7 protein-coding genes are annotated in these 7,994 nt (G+C 40.6%); 5 read left to right on the top strand and 2 right to left on the bottom strand.

Features of this window, described 5'->3' with window-relative positions:
- Nucleotides 1–102 precede the first annotated feature (102 nt).
- The 5 genes from NWP21_RS06590 to NWP21_RS06570 all read left to right on the top strand — a co-directional run bounded on the left by NWP21_RS06590 (nt 103) and on the right by NWP21_RS06570 (nt 4,346).
- Nucleotides 103–639, top strand: coding sequence for a F0F1 ATP synthase subunit A (locus NWP21_RS06590; RefSeq protein ID WP_348519759.1), 537 nt, complete (start codon nt 103–105; stop codon nt 637–639).
- Nucleotides 640–792: 153 nt separating this feature from the next.
- Nucleotides 793–1,068 (top strand): F0F1 ATP synthase subunit C, encoded by a 276-nt coding sequence (locus NWP21_RS06585; protein ID WP_271732535.1) that lies wholly within the window; start codon nt 793–795, stop codon nt 1,066–1,068.
- Between the two features lie 18 nt (nt 1,069–1,086).
- Nucleotides 1,087–1,845, top strand: a complete 759-nt coding sequence (locus NWP21_RS06580) for a F0F1 ATP synthase subunit B (RefSeq protein WP_280792076.1) — start codon at nt 1,087–1,089, stop codon at nt 1,843–1,845.
- A gap of 46 nt (nt 1,846–1,891) precedes the next feature.
- Complete coding sequence (locus NWP21_RS06575; protein ID WP_280792075.1) at nt 1,892–3,451, top strand: alternate F1F0 ATPase, F1 subunit alpha; 1,560 nt, start codon at nt 1,892–1,894, stop codon at nt 3,449–3,451.
- Nucleotides 3,438–4,346, top strand: coding sequence for a F0F1 ATP synthase subunit gamma (locus NWP21_RS06570; RefSeq protein WP_280792074.1), 909 nt, complete (start codon nt 3,438–3,440; stop codon nt 4,344–4,346). Before NWP21_RS06575 ends, NWP21_RS06570 begins: the two co-directional genes overlap by 14 nt.
- Nucleotides 4,347–4,359: 13 nt before the next feature.
- On the opposite strand, the gene NWP21_RS06565 is transcribed toward NWP21_RS06570, so the two are convergent.
- Both NWP21_RS06565 and NWP21_RS06560 read right to left on the bottom strand, forming a co-directional pair.
- Nucleotides 4,360–6,408: a prolyl oligopeptidase family serine peptidase gene (locus tag NWP21_RS06565; protein ID WP_280792073.1), complete on the bottom strand. Its 2,049-nt coding sequence runs from the start codon at nt 6,406–6,408 to the stop codon at nt 4,360–4,362.
- Nucleotides 6,409–6,503: 95 nt separating this feature from the next.
- Nucleotides 6,504–7,865: an Hpt domain-containing protein gene (locus NWP21_RS06560; RefSeq protein ID WP_280792072.1), complete on the bottom strand. Its 1,362-nt coding sequence runs from the start codon at nt 7,863–7,865 to the stop codon at nt 6,504–6,506.
- Nucleotides 7,866–7,994 lie beyond the last annotated feature (129 nt).

Here is a 7,994-nt window from a genome sequence, read left to right as displayed (position 1 = left end):
AAATATAATTAGCAATTGGTATGAAGTACAGAGGAATCTATTTACTTCTGTTGTCCGTGAGCATATTTTTGCTAATCTTAATAGCGATCGCATGATCTAGCCATCATAGATCATGTTTTTTGTCAATGCGTAAGTCCTATTATAGATACCATCAACCAGCAAATTAGAGAAGTCAGTCAACAAGAACCAAATCAATATTTGCCTTTTGTCGGTACTTTGTTTCTGTTTATAGCTCTCGCTAATATACTGACTATTTTCCCTGGTTATCAAGTTCCCACAGGTTCCCTCTCTACTACAGCGGCCTTAGCTCTGTCTGTCTTTGTAGCTGTGCCCTTGTTTGGGATTCTCAATCGAGGTTTATTAGGTTATCTCAGAAATTATATTCAGCCTACACCTTTAATGTTGCCTTTTAATATTATTAGCGAATTCTCCCGGACTCTGGCTTTAGCTGTGCGCTTGTTTGGTAATATTATGAGTGGTTCTATGTTAGTGGCTATTTTGGTTTCTCTTGTGCCTTTATTTTTTCCGATTATAATTAGGTTATTGGGGCTGTTAATTGGGATTATTCAAGCATATATTTTCGCAATTTTGGCTATGGTATATATTGCCTCTGCAACTCGGGCTTATAGGGTAAGGTAGGAAGTAAATTGTAATCTATTTGTCCAAAGATATAGCCTTTTTCAGGCTCATGAAGTACACACCAATTCCCTATTCCCTATTCCCTGTTCCCTCAAACTAAAAAAAAATGTACCTCACGAGCATGGTAAATGCTATATACACAGATAAACACAGATGAATATTGATAATATTGGTTTGATTGGTATGGTTTCTATTATTATTGCTGGCTTGACTATTGCAATTGGTTCGGTCGGTCCGGCTATTGCTGAAGGTTGGGCAGTGGCCAGGGCTTTGGGCGCAATAGCTCAACAACCAGACCAAGCTAACACTATTACTCGCACTTTATTTGTGGGTTTGGCAATTATTGAGTCTACGGCTATTTATTGTTTTGTGGTATCAATGATTTTGATTTTTGCTAATCCTTTTTGGGATTATTTTACTAGCAAATAATTCAGGGTGAGATTATCTATGCTGATTGATTGGTTTACAGTCATCGCTCAAATTATCAACTTCCTAATTTTAGTTTTTTTGCTGTGGCGGTTTTTGTACAAACCCATAACTAAAACTATGGCAGAACGCCAGCGAAAAATTACCAATCGCTGGGAAGAAGCACAATTAAAACAGGAAGAAGCAGAACAAGAAGCTCAATTATATCGCCGACAGCAACAAGAATTAAATCAACAACGTGCTACTTTAATCAATCAAGCTAGAGCCACAGCCGACGAAGAACGTCAACAATTAATCCACCAAGCGCGCCAAGAAATTGAATCGATGCAGATAAGATGGCGGGAAGCAATTGAGCGGGATCAAGATGAATTTTTAACAAGTTTGCGCCAACAAGTACAGGAACAAACCTATGCAATTACCCGCCGTGCTTTGCAAGATTTAGCAGATGCAAGTTTAGAACAACAAGTGATCAAGGTATTTTTAAATCGTCTGCAAAAAATAGATAGAACAGAAATTCAAACACTGGTAAACCAATCATCGCCAGAAATTGTTATTTATAGCAGTTTTGATATTTCCCCACCTGAGCGAGCAAAAATTGTTAATACCTTGGAAGACCAAAAAATCAGTCAAGATAAAAATATCAAATTTACCATATCCTCAGATAACATCTGCGGTATAAAACTACAAATATCCAATTATCAAGTTTCCTGGACATTCAACGACTACCTAGAAACCCTCTCAGAAGAATTCTCCGCCATCATCAAACAAAGCACGAATTAAAATTATCCTCCTTTTCGCCACTGTGCCTCCACGTGAGACAAATCTCATGAACAAACAACAGTCCTTACAAACAGTCCTAAATAATACCTTTACAAACCTGAAACAAGTATTAGATAACCACCAACCCCAGATAAAAACTTGTGAAATTGGCATAGTTAAATCCGTATATCAAGGAATTGCCAACGTATCGGGTTTATCCAGCGTCAAAGCCGATGAACTATTACGCTTTTCGGGGGATGTATTAGGAATTGCTTTTAACTTAGATGCTACGGAAATTGGTGTTATATTATTGGGTAATAGTACACACATAGCCGCCGGACAAGAGGTACAACGCACTCACAGAGTTTTAGATGTACCTGTCGGCGAAACACTTTTGGGACGTGTACTAGATGTTACAGGCAAGCCCCTGGATAATCAAGGTGAAATTAAGTATACAGAACGTCTTCCTGTGGAAAGACAAGCCGCAGCAATTATGGATCGTGCCCCCGTAACAGTACCTTTACAGACAGGTATAAAAGTGATTGATGCTTTGGTGCCTATTGGTAGGGGACAACGAGAGTTAATTGTAGGCGATCGCCAAATTGGTAAAACTGCGATCGCCACAGACACTATAATCAATCAAAAGCACAAAAATGTCATTTGCATTTACTGCGCCATTGGTAAACGAGCCTCAGCCGTAGCCAAGGTAATAGCCGACCTACGCAACCATAACGCCATGGAATATAGCATTGTCGTAGTAGCATCTGGGGAAGATCCGCCGGGATTACAATATATCACCCCCTACGCCGCCACAACAATTGCTGAGTACTTCATGGAACAAGGCCGGGATGTATTAATTGTCTACGATGATTTAACCCATCACGCCTGGGCGTATCGGGAACTCTCACTGTTATTACGCCGCCCCCCTGGGAGAGAAGCCTATCCTGGTGACATTTTCTACATTCACTCCCGACTATTAGAACGTGCTACCCACCTGCGAGAAGAACTTGGGGGTGGTTCACTCACTGCATTACCAATTGTGGAAACCCAAGCGCAGAACATTTCTGCATATATTCCCACTAACTTAATTTCTATCACCGATGGACAGATTTATTTATCTCCCGACTTGTTTCAAAAAGGTATTTTACCCGCAGTGGATGTAGGTAAGTCAGTTTCCAGAGTCGGTGGAAAAACCCAGTTACCAGCCTATAGCGCTGTAGCTGGAGATTTACGGCTGTCTTACTCACAATTTCAGGAAGTCGAGGTTTTTGCTCGCTTTGGTACACAGTTAGATGAAGAAACCCGCCACACCTTGGAACGGGGGAGACGTGTGCGAGAAATATTCAAGCAGTCCCAGTATCAACCCTTACCTGTAGAAGAACAGATTGCTGTCTTGTTAGCTGTAACTGAGGGTATTTTTGACGACATCCCACTAGATAAAATTGAGGAAGCGGCTAGAGCAGTTCGCCAAAAAGTTACAGAACAATTACCCCAAGTGAGCGATCGCATTCAAGGAGGTGAAAAGCTCAGAGATGAAGATAAAAACGCTTTGTTAAATCTAGTCCAACAGGCCATAGCTTTTTTGCACCCCCACCAGTCCGAGGAATCAGAAAATGCCCACAATTGAATCATTATTAGCTCAAATTGGTACTGTTCAAGATTTACAGTCTGTAGTCAAAACCATGAAAGCCCTCGCCGCTGTCAATATCAGACAATATCAAACAGCTGTAGAATCCTTAGCTGACTATAACCGCACCATCGAGATGGGATTACAAATTGTCCTCAAACAGCGATATTTTTGTCAACAACGGGGTATATTAGCATCTGCAACCACCAGCAAATCATCTCATAATTCTATAGCTGTAATTATATTTGGCTCAGACCAAGGCCTGTGCGGTCAATTTAATGAGCGAATAGTATCTTATGCTGTGCAACAACTCAATGAGTTACAGCCACACAGCATCAAAATTGCCGCTGTGGGAACGCAGTTAATCTACCCCTTAGAAGCATTAGAAAAAAGCATCACAGACCAATTTTCTCTACCTAATTCTCTGAGCCAAATCACTTCTATCGTGCAGGAAATGTTGCTGACCATCGAACAATGGCAAACACAGCAACAACTCCAGCAGATTATTTTGTTTTACAACAAATCTCTTTCTGGTGCATCCTATCGCCCCACGAGTTTACAGCTTTTACCTGTTGACCCCCATTGGTTGCACAATTTAGAAACCAAAGCTTGGCCTACCCCAGTATTACCAAGTTTTACCATGGATGAAAATCAATTATTTTCCGCATTAGTCCGCGAATATTTATTTATATCTTTATACCGTGCCTTTGCTGAATCTTTAGCCAGTGAAAACGCCAGTCGCCTTTCTTCAATGCAAGCTGCACAAAAGAATATCACCGAACGGTTATCAGACCTTAATGCTGAGTATCGCCGCCAACGTCAAAGTTCTATTACTGCTGAACTCCTCGATATAGTCTCAGGTTTTGAGGCTTTAACTGGATCACAGGTTAAATAGGAAATATGACAACTTACAAAATAACCCTCAAAGTCTGCACCAAAAACGCCCACTTATCTGCTGCTTCTTCAATCATCTTCTGTGTGGGTTTACCCGTCCCATGTCCGGCTTTCGTCTCAATTCTAATTAACACTGGTGCATCACTAGCTTGACTAGCTTGCAAAGTTGCGGCAAATTTGAAACTATGAGCAGGAACAACGCGGTCATCATGGTCTGCTGTGGTAATTAAAGTTGCAGGGTAAACCGTCCCTGGTTTGAGGTTATGCAGTGGCGAATAACTATATATTGTTTGAAATTCCTCTGGGTTATCTGGTGAACCATATTCACTAGTCCAAGCCCAGCCAATGGTAAATTTATGAAATCGCAACATATCCATTACCCCCACCGCTGGTAAAGCTGCACCAAACAACTCAGGACGCTGAGTCATACAAGCACCCACCAGTAACCCGCCATTACTAGCACCGGCGATCGCTAATTTCCCAGTTTGTGTATAACTGTTATCAATCAACCACTCCGCCGCCGCAATAAAATCATCAAAGGTATTTTGCTTTTTCGCCCTCATTCCCCCTTGATGCCATTCTTCGCCATACTCGCCACCACCGCGTATATTTGGCAGAGCATAAACACCACCCATCTCCATCCATACCAATATGCTCACAGAAAAATCAGGAGTCATTGAGACATTAAAACCGCCGTAAGCGTAGAGGTAAGTGGGATTATTACCATCTAATTTAATGTCTTTTTTATGAGTAATAAACATTGGTACTGTAGTACCATCCTTACTACTGTAGAATACTTGTTTAGTTTCATAATCCTCTGGATGAAAATCTATTTGTGGCTGACGGAAAACCTCACTTTTACCCGTCACCATGTTGTAGCGATAAATCGTTTCTGGTACAGTGAAGCTGGTAAAACTATAAAAAGTTTCAGTATCATTGCGCTTGCCACTAAAACCACCTGCTGAACCAACTCCAGGTAATTCTACCTCACGCACTAATGTGCCATTCAGATCAAAAATTTTAATTTGAGTACGTGCATCTTGGAGGTAGTGAACAACAAATTGATTATTGATAATTTTCGCACTTTCCAAAGTTGCGGCAGATTCAGGGATAATTTCTTGCCAACTTTCTTGAGCAGGGTTTTCGGTATCAATAGCAATTAATCTGCCCCGTGGAGCCTTGAAATCTGTACGAAAATAAAAGACGCTCTCATCATTTTCAATAAAACTATAATTAGCTTCAAACTGGTTAATTAGTTCTACAACTTCTGCATGGGTGTTATTTAAATCCTTGTAGAAAACTAAATTTCTCACATCAGTTCCCACCCAAACATAAATAATTAAATAATTGCCATCTTCAGTTACTTCAGCACTAAAACCCCATTCCTTTTGGTCGTCACGATGGTAAATTAACACATCTTCAGATTGGGTAGTACCTAGTTGATGATAATAAAGCTTTTCATAATAATTCACATCTTCTAATTTAGTTTTTGCATTTGGTTCATCGTAACAACAGTAGAAAAAACCTTGGTTATCCTTTGTCCAGGAAGCACCAGAAAATTTAATCCACTTCAGATGATCTGGGAGGGTTTCGCCTGTTTCCACATCACAAACTTTCCACTCTTGCCAATCTGAACCAGATATAGATATACCATAAGCTACCAGTTGACCATTCTCACTAATGGCTAATCTTGAAAGGGCAATAGTACCATCGCTTGAGAGTTTGTTAGGGTCCAGTAAAACTCTAGGTTCACCATCAAGGTTTTTTAGGGTGTAGAGGACGCTTTGATTTTGCAGTCCATCGTTTCTGACATAAAAGTAGTTATTACCTTTTTTACATGGTGTACCATACTTTTCATAATCCCAAAGTTTAGTCAGGCGTTGTTTAATTTTCTCCCTAGCAGGAATTTCTCTTAAGTAATTAAAAGTAACTTGATTTTCAGCCGCAATCCATCTGCGGGTTTCTGCTGAGTCCGGTTCTTCTAACCAACGGTAAGGATCTGTAACTAAAGTCCCATGGTAGTTATCAACTTGATCACTTTTGTTGCTGATTGGGTAAGACATAAGCAATCAAAACTTAAAAAAAATGGTAAATTTATATAAAACATAAAACGAAAGTTATCAGATATCCTCTTCCTAAGCCGCTACACCCCTAAGGGTTAGTAGGAGAGGATATTAACAAAAGATCCCAAATCAGCTAAACCGCCGTCCCTAAAATCTATTTCACTCAGAGTGCTAATCTCTAAAATTTTGTCTTGTGGACAGGTTTTATCTGGAACTAAATCAGCGGGAATATTCAACCCGGCTAACCCTACCTGATGATTCTGGTCAATATCACTGATATCTGTGTTTTCTTGAGCATCCCCCAATAACACCGGGGTAGAAGCACTATTTTCTGTGTCCTTTTGACAGTTATCCGAGAGTTCAGTTAAGCTGGTTATGATGTCTGTAAGCTTTATAATACCAGGATTATTAGCACAATCATCTGTATTGGAGTCTAATTTATCCTCTGTTGTCGGTTCTTCTACATATACAAGCTGGTGAAAGTCCTCAGACTGTAATAACTCCAGTTGTTCCAAGTTCAACAGGGCTAATAATTGCTCACTAGTTGCAATCTCCGTTTCTCTACCTTGGAGAACTAGTTCTTGGGCTTGTTTGATTTCGGTAACGACAATTTTGGCTAGGGTGAGATAGGTATTGTCAGGGTTAGCGATCGCATTCGCCGCTGCTTGACATAATCTACACCAGTGAGGAAAATTTTGCCTCCGGCCAATTTCTACCAACTGCTGACAACATTGCTGGAGATGTAGCCGAGATTCGGGTGTTTTGTTTTTCTTAAACAGTTGCAACATTTCCCGCACTTTTTGTAACACCTGCGGGTGAAATTCATCCCCATAGTCCTTAGCTACCGTGCCTAAGAACGAATGTTGTTTTGAAAATCCTCCAGACGGGGGTGATTGTATGGATGTAGTTTCGCTGTATTCTTGCACATAAGGAATATCCACCCACGCTATCACCTCAGTCAGTCGGCTGACAATATCCTCCGAGGTTATTTCTACTTCTGTTCGCGTGTTTTCCTTTGCCAGTCTAGTACTGTTTTGTTTGAGAAGCAATTCCAGATGCTCATACAGCCCTTGAAATTCCGCAGCACTTTCTGATACCCGAGTATTAAGCGTCTCTTCTGATAGAGCCTGGGAACTGCCACATAAATCTTCTAATAGTACCTTTAAGGTATTACATACATTGAGAAATAAAGATGTTAACTTCTCGTCAACCTGAACCTGATGTTCTTGAAGAACTTTAAAACAATCTTCTAGACGGTGGGATGTATGTTCAATGCTAATTAGCCCTAGCATACCCGCCCTTCCTGTGAGCCAATGAGCCGCCTGGGAAATTTCGTTGACCATTTCCGGGTTATTCAAGGTATTTTGGATATCGACTAACCCCTGCTCAATTGTATTCACATGGTCTCTAGCTTCTTCTATGAAGTAACCTAAAACTGGCTGTTGTTCCCGCAGCATAATAAAAGTTCTGAGTGCTGATTGGTTTTTGCTGATTTAGTTGGATTCTAGGATTACCACTAGGATGTTTGGTGAAACTACCCGGCGTTTTACCCAATTTCATCCTACCTAGCTTTAGGGCCCACAGAG

This window comes from Anabaenopsis sp. FSS-46, from assembly GCF_029891665.1.
GTDB classification, from domain to species: Bacteria; Cyanobacteriota; Cyanobacteriia; order Cyanobacteriales; family Nostocaceae; genus Anabaenopsis; species Anabaenopsis arnoldii.
Note: the sequence above shows the minus strand (reverse complement) of the source record. Positions and strands in the feature narration are given on the sequence as shown.